Below are 23322 nucleotides of genomic sequence, written 5' to 3' on the forward strand. Positions count from 1 at the left end.
CACACCAAAAAGCGATGCCACACAGTACCTGTCGGGGCGAGCTTCCCATCGCCCCGCCAGGCGATCGGTGGGACCAATTCGAGGACATATCCACAGCCTCGATCGGCATTCCCCAAAACCTCACGAACGGTCAAACGCGTCTTTGAGCTATCTGTGGCCCCCCTCCGGGACCGACACACTACACGTCGTCGTCGGGGTCGTGTGAGCTAGCCATGCGCTTGGCTTCTCTGGCGTAGCGCTCGCGCTCGTCTTCGGTGACGGCTGTTAGTCGATCGCGTTCGACGTCGATCGCGGCGGTGACTGACTCCTTCATCAGGAGTGCCGTCGAGCGCTGCTGGGTGACGTGGCGGCTTCCGTCGGGCGTGGCATAGACGAGCGTCACGAGGTCCTCGTCGTAGAAGTCCCGCTCGACCAGCCAGCACCGTACCTCCTCGGTCATACAGAGCCGTTGGCGTCGCACCCGGTTGTATCCTCCGACGCGTGGTTGCTTCGACGCTGGGATCGATCGGCCCGAGGCTTCTTGAGATCCGGCCGCGTACGTCAACCCGATGGACGCCTGGAGTGATCGAGTCGAGGACCTGCTTTACGATGGCGAGGACGTCGAGCAACGGGTCGATCTCGGCGACGCGGCCGTAGTTGTGACCAGTCACCGCGTGCTGGCGTTTACGCCACAACTGGACGGCAAGAACTTCCGGGAGGTCAAGCGGCCGAACGTCTCCGGGGCGGCGCTCTCGACGACGGCCGAATCGAACTTCCTCGCGATGGGCGTCCGTGCTGGACTGTACGGTGTCCTGTTGCTCTCGATCGGTCTGGTCGTCGACTTCAGTGCGATCATGGGCGGCGTCTCCCTCAGCGGGGGCGGCACCCAAGAACTCGGTATCGGAAACGTCCTGGGCATGGTCGAAGGCATGATCTCGCTGATCGGCCAGCTCGATTACTACATGCGCCTGTTTGGCGCGCTGTTGCTCGTCTTCGCGATCGTGCCCCTCGGTGTGTACGCCTGGACGCGGGAACGCCACCTCGTCATCGAAGTTGCCGGCGACGACGACATTCACGTGGCCGTCCCCGAGGACGCCGGGGACGCTGTCGAACGCGTCCGGGCGGCAGTCTTGCCCGAGGGCGTACCAGCCGAGCGCTCGTCCGGGCTCCTCGGTGGCTCTTTGAACCCCCTCGAGTGAGCGGGCCGTTCTCGGTCTGCCGCTGTGGGGGTGGGAAACAGGGCGGTCACACGACCGCAGACGCTACGTTCAACACGCTCAAGCGACAACTACCGGTACATGGACGCCGACGCAGTGGGTGATCTGGCCGCCGATTTCCCCTCCAAGCCCGGCGTCTACCAGTTCGAGGCAGCCGACGGGACCGTTCTCTACGTCGGGAAAGCCGTCGACCTTCGGGATCGCGTCCGGTCGTACGCCGACCAGCGAGGTGGCGACGGCTCCTCAGCGTCCGACCCCAGCGCCACGCCGAGCGGCCCCCGGAGTCAGCGTATCCGGCAGATGGTCGCACGCGCCGTGGATATCGATATCGTCGTCACCGACACCGAGACCCAGGCGCTGCTCTTGGAGGCGAACCTGATCAAGCGCCATCAGCCCCGGTACAACGTCCGGCTGCGCGACGATAAGTCCTATCCGCTGGTGCAGTTGACCGACCACCGAGCGCCGCGCATCGAGATCACGCGCGATCCGGCTGCAGGCGCGGACGTCTTTGGCCCGTTCACCGACAAGGGACAGCTCGAAACTGTCCTCAAGGCGATCCGGGAGACCTACGGGCTGCGGGGCTGTTCGGATCACAAGTACGCCGGGCGGGATCGGCCCTGTCTCGATTACGATATCGGCCTCTGTTCGGCTCCCTGTACGGGCGAAATCGAGATGGCAGCCTACCGTGCAGACGTCGATGCCGTCCGCCGTTTTTTCCGGGGGGAGACGGGTGTGCTGTCCGAGCCGATCCGCGAAGAGATGGATCGGGCAGCCGAGACCGCGGCCTTCGAACGGGCGGCGAATCTCCGGGATCGCCTGTCGGTCGTCGAGTCGTTCCACGAGGGCGGCGGTGGGGTCGTCGAAGGTGAGACGGGAGTGAAGACGGATGTCCTCGCCGTCTCCCTCGAAGGCGAGTCGGCGATAGTTGCCCGCTTGCACAGCGTCGACGGGTCCTTGCTCGATCGCGAGCGCCACGAGGTCGAGACGCCAGCCGACAGCCGCGGCGGGGACGTCCTGGCGGCGTTCGTTCCCCAGTATTACGCCGAACGTGCCTTGCCCGATCGCCTGCTCCTTTCGGACCGACTCACAGACCAAGAGGTCACTGCGTGGCTAGCCGAGGCCGGCGTCGAGGTGACCGTTCCTGGGGCGGGCCGGGAGGCAACGCTCGTCGACCTCGCACTGAAAAACGCCAGACGGAACATTGGCAAACGGGACGGGACGACAGCCCTCGCCGAGGCCCTTGGGGTGGACGCGGCCGAGCGAATCGAGGGCTTCGACGTGAGCCACACCGGTGGGTCGGGCGTGGTCGGCAGCGACGTCTGCTTTCTCGACGGCGCACCCGAGAAACCCGACTATCGCCGTCGGAACCTCGGCGAGGGCAACGACGATTACGCGGCGATGGCGGAGCTGCTCACCTGGCGAGCCAAGCGAGCCGTCGATGGCCGCGACGACCGGCCGGACCCCGACCTCCTGTTGATCGATGGCGGCGCGGGACAACTGGCTGTGGCCCGCGAGGCGATCGAGGCTGCAGGATGGGACGTCCCCGCCGTCGCCCTGGCGAAAGCCGAGGAGCGTCTGATCACGCCCGAGCGAACCTACGAATGGGACACCGATGCGCCGCAGTTGCGCCTCCTCCAGCGCGTCCGTGACGAGGCCCACCGGTTTGCGGTACAGTACCACGAGACGCTTCGTGACGACGCGTCGACGGCACTCGACGACGTTCCAGGCGTCGGCCCCGAACTTCGGACGCGTCTTTTGGGACGGTTTGGCAGCGTCGCCGGCATCCGTGACGCCTCGGAGCACGAACTGCGCGATGTCACTGGAGTGGGGCCGGAAACGGCGGCGACGCTCCGCCGGCAGCTGTAGGTTCCTCGGGGCGTCACGGGTGTCACTATCGCACCGGGACGCTACAGCGGTCGACCCAGAGCCGGCGTCTCAGCGGTTGGTCACGCCTGTATTGGCCCTTCTCAGCCGGTTCCAATGCGGTGGGTTTCCGCCAGGTCCGTGGACATTTACCGACGGAGGCCCAGGTACGAGTATGGACGAATCGACGACTGCATCGAGTGACGTTCCGGCGTCCGACGAGGAGTGGCAAGAGATGTTGACCGAAGAGGAGTATCACATCCTTCGGGAACGCGGCACCGAACCGAAGTTTACCGGCGAGTACCTCGATGTCGACGACGACGGCGTCTTCCGGTGTGCCGGCTGTGGCACGGCCCTGTTCGACACCGACTCGCAGTTCGACTCCGGTCACGGCTGGCCGAGTTTTACCGACGTTGTCGAGGAGGGGAACGTCGAGACAGAACTGGACACCCGTCACGGGATGGAACGGACGGAAGTGCTCTGTGGCGAGTGCGGTGGCCACCTGGGCCACGTCTTCGAGGACGGCCCGGATCCGACGGGCAAACGCTACTGTATCAACTCGGCGGCCCTGGACTTCGAACCCGGCGAGGAGTGACGGTCGGCCGGAGGTTTTTTCCCGGTCTTCGCTGAGTTGTTGGTGTGTCGCGAAACGATTCCACCGGTCGGGGTGCCGATCTGCTCGCCGACGATTGGCTGGCTGATCTACGGGACGTGCCATTGCTCCCAGGTGTTGTCGCTGGGGCCGTCGCGTGGCTGGTCGGCTACGGGTTGATGGCCCTGCTGTTCTATCTGGGCCCAGCGTCGTTGGGGGCTGGTTCGACCGGTGAACGGCTTCGGGGGATCGGTGTGATATTCTACAACGCCCAATTCGTCGACGGGATCGAAACGATAACGTCGGCGAACCTTCAGGAAACGGTGCGGTTTAACGTCATTCTCGAACAGGGAAGCACGGCGGTCCCCACGTTCGTGTACTTTGCTATCCCCTTCGTCGCGCTCGTCGCTGTTGGGGCAGTGCTCGGCTACCGGGCGATCACAGCTGACGTCGAGTACGTCACAATCGCGCTCCTCGGTGTCGCAGTGGCGATCGGCTATCTCCCACTTGCTGTCGCCGGGTCCTTCGTCGTGGAGCTGTCTGTCGGGTGGAGTCTGGGGACGCTCCTCCTCGAACCCGATCTGGTCGAATCGGCCGCGTTCGGGTTTGCGTATCCGTTCGTCGTCGGGACTCTCGGCGTTGCTGTGGGCTATGTGGTCCAGCGGTAGCGTTCTGCCCTCGCCGAGAGTACTACGGTGGTAGGGCTTTGGTATCGATAGCGTCTCGCCGTCCGTCGAGCACGTTGAAGTGATCGTCGCGACGGCCTTCGAGCCAGTACAGCAACCGCTCGGCCCAGGTGAGTTTTCGCTCTTTCTCGGCATCGACCGTCTCGTCGTCGAAGTCCCACCCGGGAAAGACAAGCCGGTCGGCTCCGAGCGCGTCGGCGAGAAAGGCTGCCCGATCGCCGTCGGTAAACCCGCCGAAATTCCGGACCGGACCCACCGGCTCGGCCTGGGTTGTCGGTAGCACCCACTCACAATCGAACGTGGGAACGGCCTCTCTGATGGCGGCGGTGTTGTCGCCGTGGGCGTGGACGACAACTGGGGTACCCGAGTTCGTCAGCTCTCGTACTGTCTCGGGATGCTTGTCTAAGTCCGTCACGACGATATCCGGGCTCGTTTGGGCCTCCATCAGTCGATCGGCGGCCGTCGAGGCAGCGACGATAGCATCTGCCCTTCGAACCGCTTTGCGTTCCGCCGAAAGCGACGGGCCTGCCCCAGCAATGGCGACCGTCTGGCCCGCGAAGGCAGCAGCTTCGGGTTCGTACGGTTCGGCGTCTGTCGCCTGGTACAGCGAGGAAAGCAGGTCCCGTACGCGCTCGTCGGCCGCCCGATCGTACCCAAAGTCCGCGAGGATCGCCTCGTAGACCGGCTCCCACGTCGAAAAGTCCATTATCGCGCCTCGGCGCTGTCGCCCAGTTCGTGGCCGACGAGCGCTGCATCGCGCGTCTCTGCCACATCGTGGGTACGGATGATGTGAGCGCCACGTTCGACGGCCATCGCCGTCGCCGCGAGGCTGACCGGCAACGCCTCCTCGGTCGATCGGCCCGCGATCTCCCGGAGGAAGTTCTTCCGATTGATCGAGACCAGCATCGGTCGGCCCAGGTCTCGAAACTCACGGAGGCGTCGGAACGTCTCGCGGTCGTCTTCGATCGTCTGGCGGTCACTCCAGCCGCCGAAAGCTGGATCGACGATCGTCTTCTCCGTGAAGCCGTGCTGTGTGAGTGCCTCGTGGACCTGATCGACGTAATCGGCGTCGGCACCCCATCCCTCATCGCAGCGCTGTGCCCAGTCTGTTTCCCTGACGGCACCTGGGCGTTCGAGGTCGGGCGGGCTGGCCATCTTCACGACGGCGGCGTCGTGGGTCTCACAGACGACCGGCATCTCGGGATCGGCGAAGCCACAGATGTCGTTGACCATGTCGAACCCGCGGGTGAGTGCCTCGTCGGCGACCTCGCTGTACCGGGTTTCGATGGAGAAGACGGCCTCGCCGCTGACGGCCTCGATCGTTTCGATCGCCGTATCGAGGCGATCACGCTCCTCCTCGGCCGAGAGCACGTCCAGGCGTTTGTTGGCCGATTCGAGGCCGACGTCGATGATGTCGGCCCCCTCGCTGATCATGTCCTCGACGTAGGCGGCAGCCTCGCTCGCGTCGTCGAAGACACTGGGTTTGTACGGCGATTCCTGACTCACGTTGAGGACGCCCATGATCCGGGGTGGATAGTCGTCACCGATTCCCAGGCCTGCGGCGTCTACATTGTGCATGGGGGCGGTGACGGGCGGGGCCGTGAAAAACGATCGGTCCCCGGCGAAGGCGTTCGGGCGGCGGTGTGGGTGATCGCCTGGGCGAGGACTCCTGTCCCGGAGTAGCGCTTTGGAAACAGTCACTGATTCTTTCGTATAGTAAGATATATTTAATTGGTACGTATTGCCGGAAATTATGTCCGATGGTGGGGACGTGACGGGACTGTTCGCGATCGTAGCGGCAATCATGATGGTCATGGCGAGTGTGCCTGCCGGGGCGATTTCGTCCGGGTCGAGTGTTGCAACTGCTGGCAACACCGCGCCAGTCGACGGTGAGGGACCGGCTGAGGGCCCACCGGTCCTGCTGAAGGGGCAGGCGATCCAGTCGATCGAGAACCTCTCGGCGGACAGCGGTCGCCAGGAGTCCGCCAAAGCGCGGGCGATCGACCGTTTGAACGAATCGTTCGCCTATTACATCGGCCCCGTCCGAGTCGGCGACCAGCAGGCGTTCATCGTCGACGCCAACGCGGTGCGTGCACTGGCAGCGTTCGCCGACGGCGAGAGCGAGCGCGTCCAGCGTATCACCCGGACGGTCGCCCGCGCAGACAACGCCACCGCTCAGCAAGTGATTGAAGACGCCGAGAACGCCCTCGAAGCGACGCGGGATCGACTCGGTCCAGGCATTGAGAACAGCGCCGAAGCACACATCGACAACGCGCGCCGACAACTCGACCGAGCCCAGCGTCTGCGTGAGCGAGCGGCGGATCGGACGGGCGAAAAACGCATTCGCAAAACTGCACAAGCCGTCCGCACGTACGGGATCGCAGTCAACCAGGCGCTGGTCGCCTTGGAGCAACTCGACCGCGAGACCAGCCCGCAAGTGACGCTGACCCGGCGGGCAGATCCGATCCGCAACGGATCGACGACGGCCCAATACACGCTCGTCGGGAACGTAACGGACCCGACCGGCCTCGACGGCGTGAACCTGACGGCGACGATCAACGACGACCGGACGGTGCCCATCCGCCTTCGGGGTGGCTACTCGAACGCTTCCTTCGCGACGACGATCAACCTGACCGAGCGGGTCAATACGATCGACGTGACGGCTGTCGAGCGTCGCGACACGGAGTCACAACGTGGCAACGGCAAACAGCACGAGAAGAAAAAGAAAGACAAGAAGAAAGACAAGAAGAAGGGCAAACAGAAGGACAAGAAGAAAGACAAACAGAAGCACAAAGACAAGGACAAGAAGGGCAATGCCGGTGATCAAACTGGACAGGACCAGCAATCACAGACGACGGTCGTGCTCCGGTTGGACGGCGACGGCTTGCCCGACACCTACGAAGAGAACATCACGGGGACGGACCCGCTCGATCCGGATAGTGATTCGACGCTGACCGATGTCAACGAGGCAGACAACGGGACGATCGACGGGCGCGAAGACTTCGACGGCGACGGACTGACGACGCTGCGCGAGCGAGAGTTGGGCACGGATCCCCTGGAGTCGGACACAGACGGCGACGGCCTGCCGGACGGGTTCGAACTGTACGGGACCGGGACGGACCCGCTCGAGGCTGACACTGACGGCGACGGGACGCCCGATGGCGACGAAGACCCCGATGACGACGGGTTGACGAACGTCGAAGAGTACGAGGCGGGCACGCCGCCCAAATACGCCGACATCGACGGCGACGGACTGACCGATCCCCAGGAACTCGAGAACGGTACGGATCCGTGGCAGGCCGACACCGACGACGACGGCCTGGACGACGGCGTCGAACCGACCGACCCCTTCAACGCCGATCCGCTGGATTCCGACACTGACGACGACGGTGTGCTGGACGGCAACGAGACCTACACGACGACGGCCCGCAACGAGAGCGTCGGCGTCGAAGTCGAACTGACCGGCCAGGGCAACGTTGCGGGTGGCGTGACGATCGCCGAGCAAACCGAGCGCTTCGCTGGGGGCGCTCGCGTCGCGAACATGAGCGTCTCCGAGATCGTCGAGATCGAGTCGACCCAGGACTTCGAGTCGGCGAACGTTACGATCGAATACGACGACTTGTTGCCGGCGGCGAGTAACGAGTCAGATCTGGTGGTCGTCACCTACGACCGCGAGAAGCAGTTGTACGTACCGCTGAACTCGACGATCGACGCGGCGAACAACACCGTCACGGCGGAGACAGAACACTTCTCGACGTTCGCGGTGTTCTCGATTTCGAACTGGGCGGCCGATATCACGGCCGAGCGACCGTCGAACGGGACCGACTCCGGCGAGGATGGCGGCATCCAGCCAGTGGACGTGCAGTTCATCATCGACTCCTCGGGATCGATGGACTGGAACGATCCCCAGGAGTTCCGCAAACAGGCGGCCAAAGAATTCGTCGGCGCGCTCGTCGATGGTGATCGTGCAGGCGTCGTGGACTTCGACGGCGACGCACACGTCGCCCAGCAGCTGACGACTGATTTCGGCGCGGTCAACGTCACGATCGAGAATCTGGACGCGCGTGGTGGGACGAACATCGGCGCGGGTGTAGGAAAAGCTAACCAGCACTTCGCGACAGCCAGCAACGACTCCCGGGCGAAGGTGGCGATCCTGTTGACGGACGGCCAAGGAGAAGGTGGACGTGCTCAAGCCCGGACAGCGGCTGACCGAAACATCACGATCCACACGATCGGATTCGGTGGTGCCGACGGGAACAAGCTCAGCGATATTGCGTCGATCACCGGCGGCTCATATCACTACGTCGAGGACGCTTCGGAATTACCGAACGTCTTCTCGCGGGTCGCCGAGGAAGTCGAACCACAGGATTCAGACGGCGATGGACTGCCCGACGCCCTCGAAACGAACGGGATTCCGATCGGGCACACCGGCGCTGACGTGACGCGACTGCCGACCAACGCCTCGACGAAGTACACGGACGACGATAATCTGACCGACGGCGAAGAGGCCGGGGAGTACCGGGAGTATCCGATCTCGTTCAGTGTCGACGATACCCGACACCAGTACGTCGCCCAGTATTACGAGTTGACGAGCAATCCGACCTTAGTGGATACCGACGGCGATGGACTTGATGACGACGAGGAACTGGACTTAGCGAACAATTCGGCAGCTAACGGCTGGAATATCCCGGTGATCAACAAGAGTGGACAGCCCTACCGGTGGGCTGGCAGTGTCGAACAGTCTCCTGACGGCAATATCACCGTTTCGTCCGACCCCCTCGTGAAAGACACGGACGGTGACGGACTATCAGATTCCACCGAAAAGGAACACACGCACACGGATCCACGCGATCCGGTGACGTACGAACTCACTTACGACCACGCGGAGTTACTCACTCAATTGGACGACAGTGGAATCTATGGACGGCCCGTCTTCCCGACACAGAGCCCGCCCGAGAAACTCACTGATGCGACTGACGACTTCGACTTCGTCCTGGCGGAAGACCGATCGTTCCCGTCCACTGCTCAACCGTGGAAAGAATCGCCGTTGACGTTCGTCGCGCTCGATGGCGAATGGCGGACAGACACTTGGCTGTCGAATACGAACGAACTGTCGCACGGAACCAGACCGTGGGACCCAGATACCGACGATGACGGCCTGACAGATGGACAGGAAATCAAGCACGTGACTCACATCGACGGTGGCCAGATGGGAAGAATCAACGCGAATACCCTCGGAACGGATCCGTTGAACCCCGACTCGGACGGCGACGGCTACTGGGACGGCTGGATTGGCGTTCACGGTGTCGGGTATTCGGACAATGTAATTCTCTACCGAGAAAATCTGCAGTCGGGTAACGGTATTAGCGGTGCTGACGAACGTGTCGACGAACAGGTCGGGATTCACGAGGTTAGCGATGACGATCCGGGGGCACGTCTCACCGCGAACGGCCCGAAGTACCACTCGAACGTCCACATCGGGGAGTTGCACTGGCGAGACTACGATCCGAGCCAAATGGCAGATCCTACTGACCCCGCGAGCACGCCGGATCCATCGCTCAATGTCGAAGTGGATCGATACGTCGATGCTGATTCGACGGCACTCGACGTTCTCGACGATGCAGAACAGAACTATGCACTGTACGGGATGGATGTCGACTTCCACATCAACGAGACCGACATTGACGACGATGATCTCACTGAAACGACGCTTCGTTGTTACGGAATGTACGGTGTCACAAGATGTGTAGAGAAAGAGAATGACTATACACCGCCGATTGCCCTCACTGACGCACAGTGGATCGAACGTGAGTACCACGATAACCAATCGCGAGCCTACATGTTCGTCACGACGGAAGGTGGCGAAAATCCGCTACCGAAGATTAAGGATTTCAGTGGTCGCCAGGGAATCGCCTCGACGGATGGTTCTGACTGGGCGTGGGGACAGATCGAAGGATTCGGATTCGGGACACTCGTCCTCACTGACGATCACACGGGATCGAGCACGCCGACTGATACCCATCTCCAGAAGACGATCGTCCACGAGACTGGCCACTTGCTCGGTGCCGGACGCGCTGACGATGGAGACCGACCATTCAATATTCCTAATGAAGTGTATAGTGGGAAAAGAGGTGATGATACGTGGGAGAACATTACATTACCGAACAGTATCAAACCAAAGAAAACGTGGAGTGCGATGAGTGGTGGGTGGAATGATGAATTTGAATCACCCCCCATGGACGGGGCATATATCGCCTTCAGTATTGAGGAGGTAGTGACGGTTGAATTTAATAACATTGATTCCATGGAGGAGTGATTATGAAACAAAGTTACGTAGTCATTTTCGCCATATTATGCCTATTTGCGTTGGCGGGATGCATGGAACCAGTGGGGACTGATCTTCAGTGGAGAGTTGATGCAGATGTCCACGAAGTTGACGAAACGAACAGCGGTATAGAGGTAAGTGGTACAGTGGATTTAGAGGGAATGTGGTCCGACCAACTCAAGATTGAAAACGTCTCCGTCTGTGCACTCGATCAGTCCGGGGACGCAATGGATCGCGTTTCCATCGGTACGGTCACCGACGATCGTCCTCCGACGAATTACACGCTTACTGTACCCCAACAACCTGAAATAATCGCACTCGGCTACGGCGAAATTGAAACCGAGGGAGAGGGAGAGTTTATCGGTGGGAAACTCAATGAGGAGGGATTGTACGCACCGTTCTACCAGGATAGGCCACGGTGTAATAGCTCATAGAATGTCTAACTCAATCCGAAGGGACTTCGCCGGACGAGGAGGCTTCAGGTCGTTTGGGAACGAAAACCTGGCGAGTTACGTGAGCGGGCGTGGGTTGGAGACGATCGTCCTCACTGACGATCACACGGGATCGAGCACGCCGACTGATACCCATCTCCAGAAGACGATCGTCCACGAGACTGGCCACTTGCTCGGTGCCGGACGAAATGACGACGGAGACCGACCATTCAACATTCCCAATGAAGTGTATAGTGGGAAAAGAGGTGACGAGACTTGGGAAAATGTAGAACTCGAAGGAGATGCTAGGACGCAATGGAGCGTAATGAGTGGTGGTTGGAACGATTATATTGGAAACCATCCGATGAATGAGCGATATATTGCTTTCAGTGTCGAAGAACTATCAACAATTGAGTTCGAGAATATCGACTCTATAGGTGGTTGATTATGAACCGACAAGGCTTGATGATTACTCTCCTGTTAGTTATTGGCGTTCTTGGAGGCTGTAGTGGAGATCTTGAATGGACAATTAGTGCCGATGTGGATGACCAAAGGGGGACGGCAGAGGGAATACAAATTAATGGGTCAGTGAGTCTGGGAGGCTTATACACCGATCAGCTCAAGATTGAAAACGTCACAGTCTGTGCTCTGGATCAGTCTGGAGAGTTGATGGACCGCGCCACCCTTGGAACATTCACCGACGACCGCCCCCCGACGAATTTCACGCTCACTGTGCCTAAGCAGCCAGAGCAGATCGTCCTCGGCTATGGCGAAATCGAAACCGACGGAGAAGGTTCATTCCAAGGTTTAAAAATGATTGAGGGAGGGGCAAATCAGTCGTTCTACCAGGACGGGTCCCGGTGTAATGGACCATAGAATGTTTAACTCAAACAGAAGGGAATTCACGGGAAAAAGAGAGTTCACGTCTTCGTCAGGAAACGAGTATCTGGCCGGTCAGTTAAGCAGTCGCGGATTCGGGACACTCGTCCTCACTGACGATCACACGGGATCGAGCACGCCGACTGATACCCATCTCCAGAAGACGATCGTCCACGAGACTGGACACTTGCTCGGTGCCGGACGCGCTGACGATGGAGACCGACCATTCAACATTCCCAATGAAGTGTATAGTGGGAATCCAGGTGACGAGACTCCAGAAGATGTCGGGTATTCAGGCCCCAATAGCTTACAGTGGAGTGTTATGAGTTCGGGATGGAACAGTCCCGTAAACGCCTCTCCAATGAATGGGGTCTACGTCGCATTCAGTATTGAAGAACTTAGCACAATTGAATTTCAAAACGTCGATAGTATTGGTGGGTAATCGATGAATCTGAAAGGCCGATACATTGTTGTGGGGGTGGCAGCGGCAATAGTGCTGGCTATTTTCATTTGGACGTTCTTGATCTCATCGTCTTGCTCAACTGGTATCGGGGGCGTCACTTGGGAATTAGAGGTCTGGCCGGGAAATCAAACAGATCTTGATACGGGAGAAACTCGAATGGAAATCGAAGTCGTTCTATCAGGACAGACAAGCGGCACCACCATTCGTGATGTCGTGGTAGTATTTGAAAATCAGTCTGGATCGTCATTTCGAACGATACCAGTTGGAACGATATTTGGATACACGGAACGCAATCTGACTGTTGAGTTAAATCAAGAACCAGCAAGAATCCGGCTAGATGTGGGCCAGATTGAAAACGAAAACAACGACCCGGAATATTGGATTATAGGCCATGAAAAGAGGAATGGCCAATACGAACAATACGTCCAACGACACCACCAACCCTGCTGATTCTTCTCACGTAGAACTATGAACCGACAAGGCTTGATGATCACTATACTGTTGGTTATTGGCGTTCTTGGAGGGTGTAGTGGAGACCTTGTATGGTCACTCAGTGTCTACGTGGATAACCAGACGGAGACTGCAGATGGAATACAAATTAATGGATCAGTGAGTCTGGGGGGCTTATACACCGACCACGTCAGGATTGAAAACGTCACTGTCTGTGCTCTGGATCAGTCTGGAGAATTAATGGACCGCGTCACTATTGGTACATTCACCGACGATCGCCCACCGGCGAATTTCAAGCTCACTGTATTTCAGCAGCCAGAGCAGATCGTCCTCGGCTACGGTGATATCGAAACCGAAGGAGACGAAGAATTCGTCGGTCGGACACTCAACGATGAAGGGTCCTATTCGCCGTTTAACCAGGATAAATCCCGTTGTAACGATTCATAGAATGCCACACTCATACAGAAGGGGTTTTGCTAGACATGAAAGAAGAACATCGTTCGGAAAAAAATAGCAGGCCGCATGTGAACGGGCATGGGTTTGAGACGCCCGTCTTCACTACGGACCACACGGGTTCGAGCACGCCGACTGATACCCATCTCCAGAAGACGATCGTCCACGAGACTGGACACTTGCTCGGTGCCGGACGCGCTGACGATGGAGACCGACCATTCAACATTCCCAATGAAGTGTATAGTGGAAACGATGGAGATCAGACGAAAGAGTTTGTTGAACTACAAGGCAATACTCGACGATTTTGGAGTGTTATGAGTAGTGGCTGGGACGATCAAGTAACGTATAACCCGATGAACGGCGAATATATTGCGTTCAGCATCGAAGAGTTATTGACAGTTGAATTTCACAATATCGACTCAACAAATGATTGAATGATGAATAAAAGCCATCTGCAGCTCGCTGTCGTCCTCTTGCTCATCGCAAGCGCAGGCTGTGTTGGATTGAACAGTGAGCGGTCGTGGCGTCTTGATTTTGATCTAATCGATGAACACCAGCGAGGAGATCAAGTAGAAGTCAACGCGCAAGTTGCAATAGGGGGGCAGTGGGGGAATGAAACTGCGGTCGAAGACGTTCAAGTGTGCGCGATCAATGCCAACGGCTCCGTGATGAACCAGACATATATAGGCACCATCTCGAATGAGCGCCCTGAGGCGAATATTACGGTACTACTCGATAAGCCACCTGCTGCAATCGTGATCAACTATTCTTCTATCCGAGGTGGAGGCGATTTTGAGATCGCCAAAATGGTTCGAATGGAAGATTGGGGGTATGCTTCGCGTATCCAAGACGAGCCCTACTGTTCGAAGCCTGCGTGAGAGTCGTCAACACGAAGATCGAACAGTATATATCGTGCAATGGAGAGCTGCGAAATCAGTCATATGCTAATGATGGCGAAATGAGATGAGCAGACCAACGAGACAGGCAAATGCATGAGACTCCCTCACTACAAGAGACTGAACGCTCGCCCGTCGTGTCCGACAGCGCGCTCTTTTAGTCCGGCAGGCGATTACCGGACCTATGGCCAAGGTTTCGATCGGGTTACGCGGCTGGCGCTTCGACGAAGACGCAGTGTTCGACGCTGAGGGGATGCTCAAGCGAATGACGGCGATGCCACCGGACGCACGCGAACGGATCCTCCGGCTGACGGCGCTGGTTGGCGAACCCTGCGACGCCTGCTACATCGAACACGGCGAGGCTGCGATCGAGCAGTGCAACGCCGGTGCGATCGTCTACGGCGAGCCGATGGGCGAAGTCTTGCTCTGTGACGCCCACGAGAGCGACTTTCTGTACTGGTTTCGCGAGGAGGGCGGCCAAGAGCTGGCTGGCACCCGGGAGATGGCCAACGGCTTCCAGGCGTGGTTCGACGACGGGAATCGGGCACCCGCGGGCTACAGCGGCCTCGATCACGTCGAGGAGGCACCCGAGCAACTGCCGGCGTTCGATCCTCACGAGATCCAGGGGCTCGAAGACGACCTCCAGGAGATGGACGAGGCCGAGCGCGAGGCCTTAGACGTCGACCTGGGTGACCTCGATTTGGACGTCGATCTATGAGTCTCGCCGTCGCTGTCGTCGACGCTCAGACGCCCGGCAACGTCGGGACGATCGCCCGCGCGATGAAGAATTTCGGCCTCTCGGATCTCAAACTGGTCGATCCACCCGAACTCGATCCCGACGGCGAGGCCTATGGCTTCGCCGGCCAGGCCCGCGAAGATATCCTTCCGAACGCCGACGTGGTGACATTCGAGGCCCTCACCGAACAGTATCACACCGTCGCGACGACCGCAGTCACCAACGAGGACGCGGCCAAACACGTCCGATACCCGTTCGTGACGCCGGCCGAACTCGCTGCGGACCTCGCGGGCGTCGACAGTGACGTCTGCGTGATGTTCGGTCGCGAGCGCGTCGGCTTCACCAACGACGAACTCGCCGCCGTCGATCAGATCTGCTCGATTCCGGCCAGCGAGACGTATCCTGTCTTGAACCTGGGCCAGGCCGCGACGATCGTGTTGTACGAACTGCGTGAGCTAACCGTCGATGCAACCCAGCATCCAGACGCGATCGATCGCGCGGCCCAGCCGGCGATCGACGGCCTCGACGGGCAGTTCAGCGACTTCCTCGAGGCGGTTGGCCACCCCCAGGAGAAACGCCCGAAGGCACAGCGACTGTGGCGTCGCCTGCTCGGTCGTGCACACCCGACTGGCCGCGAGGTACGCACGCTCAGGGGACTCTTCCGGCGTGCCCAGCAGCAAATCGAGGAGTGATGGCCCGTCGGCGGCAGTCGGTCCCGTTGAGGGATCTCCCCGACACTTAATAGGGCAACCGGAGAAACGCCGTCGAATGACGTCCCGTAACGATATCCACGAGTCGGTGGCCGAGTCGGCCTATCACGAGTGGATTCGCTTCGACGGACTGGGGGTTTGGACCTACCAACCACAGGTGGAGATCAGGCTCGAACGGGAGGGGCAACTCGGCATGTCCAGCAGCCCTGGACGAACGGCTTCCAGGCCACGAGCACCCGACACGAGTACGTCCTCTATTACGGCGATTCGCCGGTCGAGTATCACACCATCGTCGGCGTCGACGACAGCCGCGCGTTCGTCCCCGATCCACAACAGCCACAGTCGCCAGGCGGCACCTATTCGATTACACCCTACCAGGCGACCCTGGGCGAAATCGTCACCGGGGACGTCGAGACGTTCAACGCCTATCTCAACCGAGCGGGTATCGTCGTCCAGCAGTGACCGACGGCGACGGAGCTGTGTCTGCACTGCCCCTACTTACCGCCGGACGGTCTCGAAGGTCCGCAGGTCGGCGACCAGATCAGCCAGAAGATGTGCGTACAGCACGACCGCTGAGAGCGTCCCGAGGAAGGGATCGACCACGAGCCAGACCGCGGGACTGATCGCCCCCGCGATGACGACGTGACTGACGAGTCGATGGTACGGACCGAGATCACTGTCCTCGAATATCGCGCCCGGGTCTGTCGCGGCGATCCACGGTCGCCGAGCGACTCGCTTCAGCGGGGCCAGACTGTCGCCTACGGCCCACGAGAGCAGGAAGTGGTCGAGGTCGATCAACACGCCAAGCGCCACGCCGTAGCCCACGGCCAGCGCTGGATTGACAGTCGCTTCGCCGACGGCGACGGCCCCGACGGCGACGACCAGCGAGATGATGGCGTGGGCGAGGGGGTACATCTCACTCGGCGCGTTTTCCGATCTCTTCGCGGAGGACGTCACTAACCACGTCGCCGTCGGCTTTCCCACGCAACTCACCCATACACTCTCCCATCAGCCCGGAGAAAGCGCCCATTCCCTCCGCGCTGACTTGCTCGGCGTTGCGTTCGACGACGCGGACGACCGCCTCCCGAACCTCGGCTTCGGCTGCACTGCCGAGGTCCTCCTGTTCGGCTGCTGCTTTGGCGCTCAGCTCAGGGTTCTCAGCAAGTGCGGCCAGCAGCTCCGGGACACCTTCCTTGGCGAGTTCGTCCTCGGCCAGCAGCGCGAAGACCTCACGGAAGTGGTCGTCGGTGAGGTGCTCGACGGGCACACCGTCTCGGCGGATCTCCGTGATCGTCGACTCGACCGTCTGGGCGGCCAGCGTGGCGTCGACGCCGCCCTCGACGGCTTCCTCGAACAGCGCCCAGCGCTCCCCGTAAGCGACCTGTTCGGCCAGGCCGGCATCGAGGTCGAACTCATCCTGGTAGCGCTCGGTCTTCTCGGTGAGCAACTCGGGGGGCTCGACGGCGGCCGGATCGGGTTCGACCGGCGGGACGTCCGTTTCAGGGTACATCCGCGCCGCACCGGGCAGTGGGCGCAGGTAGCGGGTCGTCGCCTCCTCCGTGGCGTCGCGGGTCTCCTCGGGAACGCCGTCCATCGCGGTCTCGGCTCGCTTTGCGACCGCGTCGATGGCCTGCTCGGCTATCTCGGGCTCGTCGGCGACGATGGCGACTGCATCCGTCGCGTCCTCGCCGACGACGGCCGTCGGATCGAGGCCGACCGCCTCCGCGAGTGCCTCGACCTCGCTGTCGGTGACGCCGTAGGCGGGCAGTTCGTCCGTGTGGAAGATGCCCCCGGCCCCGTGTCGCTTGGCGTGATCGGAGAATTCGGTGCCGAGGCGTCGATCCGGCTGGATCTCTCGGCCGACGAGCCCGCCAAAGCCGGGCAGCGCGACCGCCCACACGTCGCCCCCCTCGTCGAGCGCGCCCTGGATGACGCCGCTGTCGGTATCAGTGAACACGCCCGTGACGTCTTGGATATTGCCGACCGTGGCGTCCCTGTTTTCGAGTTCCGCGGCGATCTCGAGCAGTTCGGCCTGTCGACCGACTTCGTTGCGGACGATCGCCTCGATGTCGCCGAGGCTCTGGACGCCTTTGATCTCGACGCGGGCACCCTCGGCGATCGAGACGTTGACGTCCTGGCGGATCGTGCCCAGTCCGCGTCGGACTTTGCCGGTCGAGCGCAACAGCATGCCGATGCGCTCGGCGGCCTCTTGGGCTTGCTGGGGCGAGCGAATGTCCGGCTCGGTCCCGATTTCGACCAAGGGGATGCCGAGCCGATCCAGACTGTAGCGGACGCCCGATTCGGTCTCTTCGACCCGCTGGGCGCTCTCCTCTTCGAGCATCAGATCCTCGATTCCCACTGGCCCTTCGCTGGTCTCGATCGCCCCGTCGGTCGCGACCATCATCGTCCGCTGGAAACCCGAGGTGTTCGAGCCGTCGATGACGAGCTTCCGCATGACGTGAAGCTGATCGACGACACTCATATCGAGCAACTGGGCGATCTCCATCGACACCGCGAGTGCCTCCTCGTCGACCCGATGCGGTGGCTCGTCGTCGGCCTCGACCAGACAGGTCGAATCGTACATGAGATACTCGAACTCGCGTTCGACCTGACTCTCTTCGAGTGCAGCCTCGTCGAGTTCGCCAAGCTCGCTCGTCGTCGGGTGCAGGTATCGCGTGATCGTTTTCAACGATTCCTCCGGCTCCTGGAGGGCTGTCGGGCAGTTGCAGAACAGTTTCGTCGCCGTGTCGAGTTGCTGGTGGATCTCGAGGCCGGCAACCAGGCCCAGATCGTCGTAGTCGTACTCGGCGGTCATTACCGGGCAGTGACACGGCTGCGGGGAAAAACGCTCCGTTGTTACCGTCCGGGGCCCCCATGGATGTCCGCTTCGTTGCCGGTCTCCACGTGTTTTTGTAGCTGGCACACCCAGGTCGTGGTATGCGATGGCGTGTTTTGTTCGTCGTCGTGGTGGCGACGACAGCGGGGTGTAGCGCCATCGATGGTGGTGCCGCCGACCCATCGACGGTCACGCCGGTTCCGGTTCCCGACGAGGCCCCCGAGAGCGGCCCCGGAGCGACGGTTGTGCCCGGTGTGTGGGCTGACGGTCGCGTCGATATCGGGCTACTCGCCGACGCCCAGGCGGCTGTCCTGGCCAATCGATCGTTCCGGTGGCGGGCAGAGCGAAACTGGACCGGCACGGTTGGCAACGTCACATCGAGTGCAGAGACGTACGACGAGATCGCACTCGAAAACGAGACGCGCTTTTCTCGTGACGCGACGATGTTTCTGACCCATCCGAAAGACGCCTTCTACGCCAGATACAGCCAGTACGCCAATGGTTCCGTCCAGTTCGCCCGGGCGCAGTCGTACTCCTGGTGGCGAGCACGGTACGATCGGTCACCTGTCGTCCCCAATCGCGACCGGATCGTCAGGTCGACGACTGCAGCCGTCCAGCGGTATTTGACCGTCGAGACGGTTCGCGTCGATCGCGTGTCTGTCGAAGGGAAAACGATGTATCGGCTCGTCGGCCGAAACGCGACGGGACTGGGTGGCTCGATGATGGAAAATTACAGCGTCCGCGCACACGTGAGGCCGGACGGTCTCGTCCGGAACCTCACAGCGAGCTATACGACCGTCCAGGCTGGCTCGACCGAGCACGTTCGCTATCGCTTTACATTCTCCCAGATCGGCACTGTCACCGTCCGACAGCCCCCGTGGGTGGAGACGGCCCGGTCCAGACATGAAAACGGGACGACACGCCCCATCCAGTGAGGCCCGTTCGTGTCACTTGTCCGGTCGCGTCAGTCTTCCCCGAGAATGACTCGCTCGGTCATCCGAGCGGGATCGAGTACTTCCTCGGCTTGTTCGGCGGTGAGATAGCCCTTCTCGATGGCCACCTCACGGATCGTTTTACCGGACGTCATCGCCGCTTTGGCGACCTCGCTGGCCTTGTCGTAGCCGATCGCGGGATTGAGTGCCGTCGCAAGCGCCATACTTTGCTCGACGCGCTGTTCACAATGGTCGCGGTCGGCTTCCAGTTTCGCGACGAATTTCTCGGCGAAGGTTCCACTGACGGTCGTGAGCAATTGTACAGACTCCAGGAAGTTCTTCGCGATCACGGGCTTGTAGAGGTTCAAATCGATCTGGCCGTTGGCTGCGCCCGTCGAGACCGTCGCGTCGTTGCCGACGATCTGGGCGTAGACCTGGTTGACCGACTCGGCGACCACGGGATTTACCTTCCCCGGCATGATCGAGGAACCGGGCTGATTCTCGGGCTGGTCGATCTCCCCAATCCCGTTGCGCGGTCCCGAGGCCAGCAGCCGGAGGTCGTTGGCGATCTTGTGCAGCGAGCCGGCGACCGTCCGGACTGCGCCGTGGGCCTCGGCCATCGCGTCGTGGGCGGCCTGGGCTTCGAAGTGGTTGTCGGCCTCGCGGAAGGGGAGCAGCGTCTCCTCGCCGATGTACTCCGCGGCCAGTTCGGGAAACTCGGGATGGGTGTTCAGCCCGGTCCCGACAGCGGTCCCGCCCAGCGCGAGTTCTTCTACGCGCTCGCTTGCGTTCTCGACCCGGGCGATCCCTTTTTCGATCTGCGTCCGATAGCCCGAGAACTCCTGGCCCAGGCGGATCGGCGTCGCATCCTGGAGGTGCGTCCGCCCGGTCTTGACCACGTCGTCGAATTCCGTCTCCTTGACTTCGAGTTCCTCACGGAGAGTCTCTAAGGCCGGCAGGAGGTCACGTTCGACGGCTTCCAGGGCGGCGACGTGCATCGCCGTCGGGATCACGTCGTTGCTCGATTGGCCGTAGTTGACGTGATCGTTGGGATGGATTTCCTTCGAACCGACCTCGCCGCCGGCGATCTCGGTCGCGCGATTGGCGATCACCTCGTTTGCGTTCATGTTCGTCGACGTCCCGCTGCCGGTCTGGAAGACGTCGACGGGGAACTGGTCGTCGTGGTCGCCGGCGATGACTTCCTGGGCGGCTTCGATGATCGGCTCGGCCGTTTCATCGTCCAGCAGTCCCAGCTCCCGATTGGCCTGTGCGGACGCTTTCTTGACGATCCCCAGCGCCCGGACGAACCGCCGCCCGAAGCGCTGGTCGCTGATCGGGAAGTTCTCGATGGCCCGCTGGGTCTGTGCTCCCCAGTAGGCCTCTGCCGGTACCTCAACCGCCCCCAGACTGTCCCGTTCGGTCCGATAATCCTCGGCGTCGGTCATTGCGTCCGGAGCCACACGCGCCAGTGGCTTAACTTTCGGCGTCAGTGCACAGAGTACTCTTCGAAACACTCGCTACTGTGCGACCAGTTTCGGACCTTCGCTGAGCCAACAATTATTGTGCCAGACGCTGTATATGCATCCGACATGGCTAGCTCCACCGTGGACGGTGACATTCACGATGAAGAGATCCGTCTGTGGCGTGAAGACGACTGGTGGGTCGCTACGGACGTTGCATCGGGTGTCACCACACAGGGCCCATCTCGTGAGGCTGCATTAGAAAACCTCGACGAAGCAGTCGCACTCCATGAGGGCGAAATCGGTCGTGAACCATCTGACGCAGAACTTCGTGAGGCGGGAATTGACCCTGCGGACAATTCGACTGGGGACGGCGACCCCCCGGACGTGCTCGACTAGCGATGGGACGGGGGACTTTTTCCGGGATGGACGTCGTGAAAGTGCTCGTCAACGTCGGCGGCTTCGAATGGCGGCGGACAGTTGGCGATCACGCTCAACTGTATTACGAACACCCGACCAACGAGGACGATCGTCGGCAGGTAACCGTCCCGCTGCACGATGAACTCAAGACGGGCACACTCCGTTCGATAGCTGACGACGCTGGCGCAAACGACTTCGACTCGTTCTGTGTGTGGATCGCTTCGAACACGTGATCAGTCCGTCCGGGGTAACGCGATCGTCCCGATAGCGAACGCGACCACAGCGAGCACCGCGAGGACGACCAGATTGAACAGCGGATCGGGTCCCGAGGGCCAGGCTGCGACGACGGTCCCCTCGGCCGACGGGCCGGTATCAGTTACGACCGCTCGGACGCCCCGCGAGAAGTACGTCAGCGGCGAGAGGTCCAGCAACGGACGGAACCACTCCGGCAGCAGATACGGCGGAACGAACGTCTCAGAGAGGAACAAGAGCGGAATCGCGATGGCGTTGCTCGCCGAAATCACGCCGTCCTGTGAATCGGCGAGCGACCCGATCAGCGCACCGACCGCACAGAACAGCGCGACCCCGAGTGCCAGAAAGACCGCGAGCAGCGGCGAGAGGACGATTTCGGCTCCCGTCACGGCGACCATCACGGCGAGGACGAGTGCCCCTGCAATCCCGATGATCGCGACGTTGACCAGCGTCTGGGCGGCCAGCCACTCCCCGCGGGAGAGCGGTGTCGTCGCCAGCTTCTCGAAACGATTGCCCTCCCGGTGGCGGGCGACTTCGCTGCCGACCCGCGACAGCGGCGTAAAGAGGACGACGACCGCGAGATAGCCCGGCACGTAGTAGGCCGGCGCTTCCGTGAACAGCCCGCCGCCGGTGGGTTGGGTCTGGACCAAGGCCCCGAAGATGACGACGATCAGGAGTGGAAACAGGAACGTAAAGAACACGGCCGTCCGGCGGCGTAGGAACGACTTCGCCGCCGCACGCGTTTCGCTCGTGATCCGGCCTCGGCGGCTCACGACGATCCCTCCGTCGTGATTGTGTCGAGGTCGCTCCTTTCCGGCGTTGCTGTCTCGCCTCGCCCCAGGTCCCTCTCGATGGATTCGCCCGCGAGTTCCAGATACACGTCTGCGAGAGTCGGTTCACTCCAGGTCAGCGACTCGGCCTCCAGACCGGTAGCCGTCAGCGTATCGACGACCGTTCCGATTTCGGTCGGTCCGACGTCGTAGACGACGAGTTCGGTCCCGGCCACTGCCGTCCGGTACTCGAGATCGAACGCGACGGCCTCCGGCGCTGGCGTCGTCTCGATGGTCAGTCGCGTCTCGCCGCCATGGGCGTCGATCAGTGCGGCCGGCGTCTCGACTGCGACCAACTCACCGTCGGCTAATAATCCGACCCGATCGGCCAGGCGCTCGGCCTCGGCCATGTAGTGCGTGGTAAACAGGATGGTCGTCCCTGTTTCGGCCAGTTCTTCCAGCAGCGTCCACAGTTGCCGGCGACCAGCCGGGTCGATCCCCGTCGTCGGTTCGTCCAGGATGAGGAGGTCGGGATCGTTGACAAGGGCCGTTCCCACGCAGGCCCGGCGTTGCTGGCCACCGGAGAGATCCTCGTAGGCAACCCCCGCGCTGTCGGTGAGGCCGACGTCAGTCAGAATCTGCCCTGGTGGGTGTGCTTGGTCGTACAGCCCGGCGTAGTAGGCAATCAACTCTCTTGCACGCAGGCGCTCGTGGGGCGTGAACTCCTGGGGGAGCAACCCGAGCCGCGATCGATCGAACGATCGGGGATCCTCGCCAAACAGCTCGATCGTTCCCTCGTAGTCCGTCGTCCCCGTGATCGATCGGACGAGCGTGGTTTTGCCGGCCCCGTTCGGACCGACCAGTGCGAAGACCTCACCGGCCGGCAGCGACAGGGACACGTCGGATAGCGCCACAGTGTCGCCGTAAGCGCGGCGCACGTTTTCGGCGACGATTGCATCGGTCACGTCTCGA

At 61.2% G+C, this 23322-nt stretch carries 26 protein-coding genes and 1 pseudogene; 19 read left to right on the forward strand and 8 right to left on the reverse strand.

Annotation, left to right across the window (positions count from 1 at the left end; genetic code table 11):
• Positions 1-178: 178 nt before the first annotated feature.
• Positions 179-439 (reverse strand): hypothetical protein, encoded by a 261-nt coding sequence (locus FR699_RS00340; RefSeq protein WP_154552320.1) that lies wholly within the window; start codon positions 437-439, stop codon positions 179-181.
• Positions 440-548: 109 nt separating this feature from the next.
• Here FR699_RS00340 and FR699_RS00345 point away from each other — a divergent pair, with 109 nt between their 5' ends.
• The 4 genes from FR699_RS00345 to FR699_RS00360 all read left to right on the forward strand — a co-directional run bounded on the left by FR699_RS00345 (position 549) and on the right by FR699_RS00360 (position 4319).
• Positions 549-1178 carry a hypothetical protein gene (locus FR699_RS00345; protein ID WP_158853288.1) on the forward strand — a complete coding sequence of 210 codons (630 nt, stop codon included), beginning with the start codon at positions 549-551 and terminating at the stop codon, positions 1176-1178.
• A gap of 99 nt (positions 1179-1277) precedes the next feature.
• Positions 1278-3062, forward strand: a complete 1785-nt coding sequence (locus tag FR699_RS00350; RefSeq protein WP_158853290.1) for an excinuclease ABC subunit C — start codon at positions 1278-1280, stop codon at positions 3060-3062.
• Between the two features lie 172 nt (positions 3063-3234).
• Positions 3235-3654, forward strand: coding sequence for a peptide-methionine (R)-S-oxide reductase MsrB (gene msrB / locus FR699_RS00355; protein WP_158853292.1), 420 nt, complete (start codon positions 3235-3237; stop codon positions 3652-3654).
• 44 nt (positions 3655-3698) lie between these two features.
• Positions 3699-4319, forward strand: a complete 621-nt coding sequence (locus tag FR699_RS00360; protein WP_154552316.1) for a hypothetical protein — start codon at positions 3699-3701, stop codon at positions 4317-4319.
• A 22-nt stretch (positions 4320-4341) separates the two neighbouring features.
• On the opposite strand, the gene FR699_RS00365 is transcribed toward FR699_RS00360, so the two are convergent.
• Complete coding sequence (locus FR699_RS00365) at positions 4342-5043, reverse strand: 6-hydroxymethylpterin diphosphokinase MptE-like protein (protein ID WP_158853294.1); 702 nt, start codon at positions 5041-5043, stop codon at positions 4342-4344.
• 29 nt (positions 5044-5072) lie between these two features.
• Positions 5073-5915, reverse strand: a pseudogene (gene folP / locus FR699_RS00370) (dihydropteroate synthase); the annotation flags it as partial.
• A 175-nt stretch (positions 5916-6090) separates the two neighbouring features.
• On the opposite strand from folP, the gene FR699_RS00375 reads away from it, so the two are divergent.
• The 12 genes from FR699_RS00375 to FR699_RS00430 all read left to right on the forward strand — a co-directional run bounded on the left by FR699_RS00375 (position 6091) and on the right by FR699_RS00430 (position 16142).
• Entirely contained in the window at positions 6091-10653 is a 4563-nt protein-coding gene (locus tag FR699_RS00375; protein ID WP_158853296.1) for a VWA domain-containing protein, read from the forward strand.
• A 2-nt stretch (positions 10654-10655) separates the two neighbouring features.
• Complete coding sequence (locus tag FR699_RS00380; RefSeq protein ID WP_158853299.1) at positions 10656-11096, forward strand: hypothetical protein; 441 nt, start codon at positions 10656-10658, stop codon at positions 11094-11096.
• Between the two features lies 1 nt (position 11097).
• The gene (locus FR699_RS00385; RefSeq protein ID WP_158853301.1) at positions 11098-11538 is read left to right on the forward strand and encodes a hypothetical protein; all 441 of its coding nucleotides are present in this window, start codon (positions 11098-11100) and stop codon (positions 11536-11538) included.
• Positions 11539-11540: 2 nt separating this feature from the next.
• Positions 11541-11969 carry a hypothetical protein gene (locus FR699_RS00390; RefSeq protein ID WP_158853303.1) on the forward strand — a complete coding sequence of 143 codons (429 nt, stop codon included), beginning with the start codon at positions 11541-11543 and terminating at the stop codon, positions 11967-11969.
• On the forward strand, positions 11959-12414 hold the full coding sequence (locus FR699_RS00395; RefSeq protein ID WP_158853305.1) for a hypothetical protein: 456 nt from the start codon (positions 11959-11961) through the stop codon (positions 12412-12414). Before FR699_RS00390 ends, FR699_RS00395 begins: the two co-directional genes overlap by 11 nt.
• A gap of 3 nt (positions 12415-12417) precedes the next feature.
• Complete coding sequence (locus tag FR699_RS00400) at positions 12418-12885, forward strand: hypothetical protein (RefSeq protein WP_158853307.1); 468 nt, start codon at positions 12418-12420, stop codon at positions 12883-12885.
• A 240-nt stretch (positions 12886-13125) separates the two neighbouring features.
• Positions 13126-13332 (forward strand): hypothetical protein, encoded by a 207-nt coding sequence (locus tag FR699_RS00405; RefSeq protein WP_158853309.1) that lies wholly within the window; start codon positions 13126-13128, stop codon positions 13330-13332.
• Between the two features lie 35 nt (positions 13333-13367).
• Positions 13368-13772: a hypothetical protein gene (locus FR699_RS00410; protein ID WP_158853311.1), complete on the forward strand. Its 405-nt coding sequence runs from the start codon at positions 13368-13370 to the stop codon at positions 13770-13772.
• Positions 13773-14216, forward strand: a complete 444-nt coding sequence (locus FR699_RS00415; protein ID WP_158853313.1) for a hypothetical protein — start codon at positions 13773-13775, stop codon at positions 14214-14216.
• A gap of 202 nt (positions 14217-14418) precedes the next feature.
• Positions 14419-14952 (forward strand): hypothetical protein, encoded by a 534-nt coding sequence (locus tag FR699_RS00420; protein ID WP_158853315.1) that lies wholly within the window; start codon positions 14419-14421, stop codon positions 14950-14952.
• On the forward strand, positions 14949-15662 hold the full coding sequence (locus FR699_RS00425) for an RNA methyltransferase (RefSeq protein WP_158853317.1): 714 nt from the start codon (positions 14949-14951) through the stop codon (positions 15660-15662). The genes FR699_RS00420 and FR699_RS00425 overlap by 4 nt, the downstream gene beginning before the upstream one ends.
• A 156-nt stretch (positions 15663-15818) precedes the next feature.
• Positions 15819-16142: a hypothetical protein gene (locus tag FR699_RS00430; protein WP_158853319.1), complete on the forward strand. Its 324-nt coding sequence runs from the start codon at positions 15819-15821 to the stop codon at positions 16140-16142.
• A gap of 36 nt (positions 16143-16178) precedes the next feature.
• Here FR699_RS00430 and FR699_RS00435 read toward each other — a convergent pair whose 3' ends face one another.
• Both FR699_RS00435 and gatE read right to left on the reverse strand, forming a co-directional pair.
• Positions 16179-16595 carry a hypothetical protein gene (locus FR699_RS00435; protein ID WP_154552310.1) on the reverse strand — a complete coding sequence of 139 codons (417 nt, stop codon included), beginning with the start codon at positions 16593-16595 and terminating at the stop codon, positions 16179-16181.
• Position 16596: 1 nt separating this feature from the next.
• Complete coding sequence (gene gatE, locus FR699_RS00440; RefSeq protein ID WP_158853321.1) at positions 16597-18495, reverse strand: Glu-tRNA(Gln) amidotransferase subunit GatE; 1899 nt, start codon at positions 18493-18495, stop codon at positions 16597-16599.
• Positions 18496-18617: 122 nt separating this feature from the next.
• Between gatE and FR699_RS00445 the strand changes: the two genes are divergently transcribed.
• On the forward strand, positions 18618-19451 hold the full coding sequence (locus FR699_RS00445) for a hypothetical protein (protein ID WP_158853323.1): 834 nt from the start codon (positions 18618-18620) through the stop codon (positions 19449-19451).
• A 29-nt stretch (positions 19452-19480) separates the two neighbouring features.
• Here the strand turns inward: FR699_RS00445 and FR699_RS00450 are convergent, their stop codons facing one another.
• Positions 19481-20893 (reverse strand): aspartate ammonia-lyase, encoded by a 1413-nt coding sequence (locus FR699_RS00450; RefSeq protein ID WP_158853325.1) that lies wholly within the window; start codon positions 20891-20893, stop codon positions 19481-19483.
• Positions 20894-21037: 144 nt separating this feature from the next.
• Here FR699_RS00450 and FR699_RS00455 point away from each other — a divergent pair, with 144 nt between their 5' ends.
• Together FR699_RS00455 and FR699_RS00460 are read left to right on the forward strand one after the other, a co-directional pair.
• Complete coding sequence (locus FR699_RS00455) at positions 21038-21307, forward strand: type II toxin-antitoxin system HicB family antitoxin (protein ID WP_154552307.1); 270 nt, start codon at positions 21038-21040, stop codon at positions 21305-21307.
• 2 nt (positions 21308-21309) lie between these two features.
• Positions 21310-21561: a type II toxin-antitoxin system HicA family toxin gene (locus FR699_RS00460; RefSeq protein ID WP_158853327.1), complete on the forward strand. Its 252-nt coding sequence runs from the start codon at positions 21310-21312 to the stop codon at positions 21559-21561.
• On the opposite strand, the gene FR699_RS00465 is transcribed toward FR699_RS00460, so the two are convergent.
• Together FR699_RS00465 and FR699_RS00470 are read right to left on the reverse strand one after the other, a co-directional pair.
• The gene (locus FR699_RS00465; RefSeq protein ID WP_158853329.1) at positions 21562-22353 is read right to left on the reverse strand and encodes an ABC transporter permease; all 792 of its coding nucleotides are present in this window, start codon (positions 22351-22353) and stop codon (positions 21562-21564) included. It abuts the gene before it with no gap.
• Complete coding sequence (locus FR699_RS00470; RefSeq protein ID WP_158853331.1) at positions 22350-23315, reverse strand: ABC transporter ATP-binding protein; 966 nt, start codon at positions 23313-23315, stop codon at positions 22350-22352. The genes FR699_RS00465 and FR699_RS00470 overlap by 4 nt, the downstream gene beginning before the upstream one ends.
• Between the last annotated feature and the right edge of the window lie 7 nt (positions 23316-23322).

The sequence above is a fragment of the Halorhabdus sp. CUG00001 genome (assembly GCF_009797925.1).
In the GTDB taxonomy this organism is placed as follows: domain Archaea; phylum Halobacteriota; class Halobacteria; order Halobacteriales; family Haloarculaceae; genus Halorhabdus.

What these genes read in the sequence shown, in the direction of transcription:
- FR699_RS00455 (WP_154552307.1), top strand. Translation starts at nt 21,038, where the DNA reads ATGGCTAGCTCCACCGTGGACGGTGACATTCACGATGAAGAGATCCGT.
- FR699_RS00410 (WP_158853311.1), top strand. Translation starts at nt 13,368, where the DNA reads ATGAAAGAAGAACATCGTTCGGAAAAAAATAGCAGGCCGCATGTGAAC.
- FR699_RS00390 (WP_158853303.1), top strand. Translation starts at nt 11,541, where the DNA reads ATGAACCGACAAGGCTTGATGATTACTCTCCTGTTAGTTATTGGCGTT.
- gatE (WP_158853321.1), bottom strand. Translation starts at nt 18,495, where the DNA reads ATGACCGCCGAGTACGACTACGACGATCTGGGCCTGGTTGCCGGCCTC.
- msrB (WP_158853292.1), top strand. Translation starts at nt 3,235, where the DNA reads ATGGACGAATCGACGACTGCATCGAGTGACGTTCCGGCGTCCGACGAG.
- FR699_RS00385 (WP_158853301.1), top strand. Translation starts at nt 11,098, where the DNA reads ATGTCTAACTCAATCCGAAGGGACTTCGCCGGACGAGGAGGCTTCAGG.
- FR699_RS00460 (WP_158853327.1), top strand. Translation starts at nt 21,310, where the DNA reads ATGGGACGGGGGACTTTTTCCGGGATGGACGTCGTGAAAGTGCTCGTC.
- FR699_RS00435 (WP_154552310.1), bottom strand. Translation starts at nt 16,595, where the DNA reads ATGTACCCCCTCGCCCACGCCATCATCTCGCTGGTCGTCGCCGTCGGG.
- FR699_RS00415 (WP_158853313.1), top strand. Translation starts at nt 13,773, where the DNA reads ATGATGAATAAAAGCCATCTGCAGCTCGCTGTCGTCCTCTTGCTCATC.
- FR699_RS00450 (WP_158853325.1), bottom strand. Translation starts at nt 20,893, where the DNA reads ATGACCGACGCCGAGGATTATCGGACCGAACGGGACAGTCTGGGGGCG.
- FR699_RS00405 (WP_158853309.1), top strand. Translation starts at nt 13,126, where the DNA reads ATGGACCGCGTCACTATTGGTACATTCACCGACGATCGCCCACCGGCG.
- FR699_RS00425 (WP_158853317.1), top strand. Translation starts at nt 14,949, where the DNA reads ATGAGTCTCGCCGTCGCTGTCGTCGACGCTCAGACGCCCGGCAACGTC.
- FR699_RS00375 (WP_158853296.1), top strand. Translation starts at nt 6,091, where the DNA reads ATGTCCGATGGTGGGGACGTGACGGGACTGTTCGCGATCGTAGCGGCA.
- FR699_RS00365 (WP_158853294.1), bottom strand. Translation starts at nt 5,043, where the DNA reads ATGGACTTTTCGACGTGGGAGCCGGTCTACGAGGCGATCCTCGCGGAC.
- FR699_RS00445 (WP_158853323.1), top strand. Translation starts at nt 18,618, where the DNA reads ATGCGATGGCGTGTTTTGTTCGTCGTCGTGGTGGCGACGACAGCGGGG.
- FR699_RS00380 (WP_158853299.1), top strand. Translation starts at nt 10,656, where the DNA reads ATGAAACAAAGTTACGTAGTCATTTTCGCCATATTATGCCTATTTGCG.
- FR699_RS00345 (WP_158853288.1), top strand. Translation starts at nt 549, where the DNA reads ATGGACGCCTGGAGTGATCGAGTCGAGGACCTGCTTTACGATGGCGAG.
- FR699_RS00420 (WP_158853315.1), top strand. Translation starts at nt 14,419, where the DNA reads ATGGCCAAGGTTTCGATCGGGTTACGCGGCTGGCGCTTCGACGAAGAC.
- FR699_RS00400 (WP_158853307.1), top strand. Translation starts at nt 12,418, where the DNA reads ATGAATCTGAAAGGCCGATACATTGTTGTGGGGGTGGCAGCGGCAATA.
- FR699_RS00340 (WP_154552320.1), bottom strand. Translation starts at nt 439, where the DNA reads ATGACCGAGGAGGTACGGTGCTGGCTGGTCGAGCGGGACTTCTACGAC.
- FR699_RS00350 (WP_158853290.1), top strand. Translation starts at nt 1,278, where the DNA reads ATGGACGCCGACGCAGTGGGTGATCTGGCCGCCGATTTCCCCTCCAAG.
- FR699_RS00395 (WP_158853305.1), top strand. Translation starts at nt 11,959, where the DNA reads ATGGACCATAGAATGTTTAACTCAAACAGAAGGGAATTCACGGGAAAA.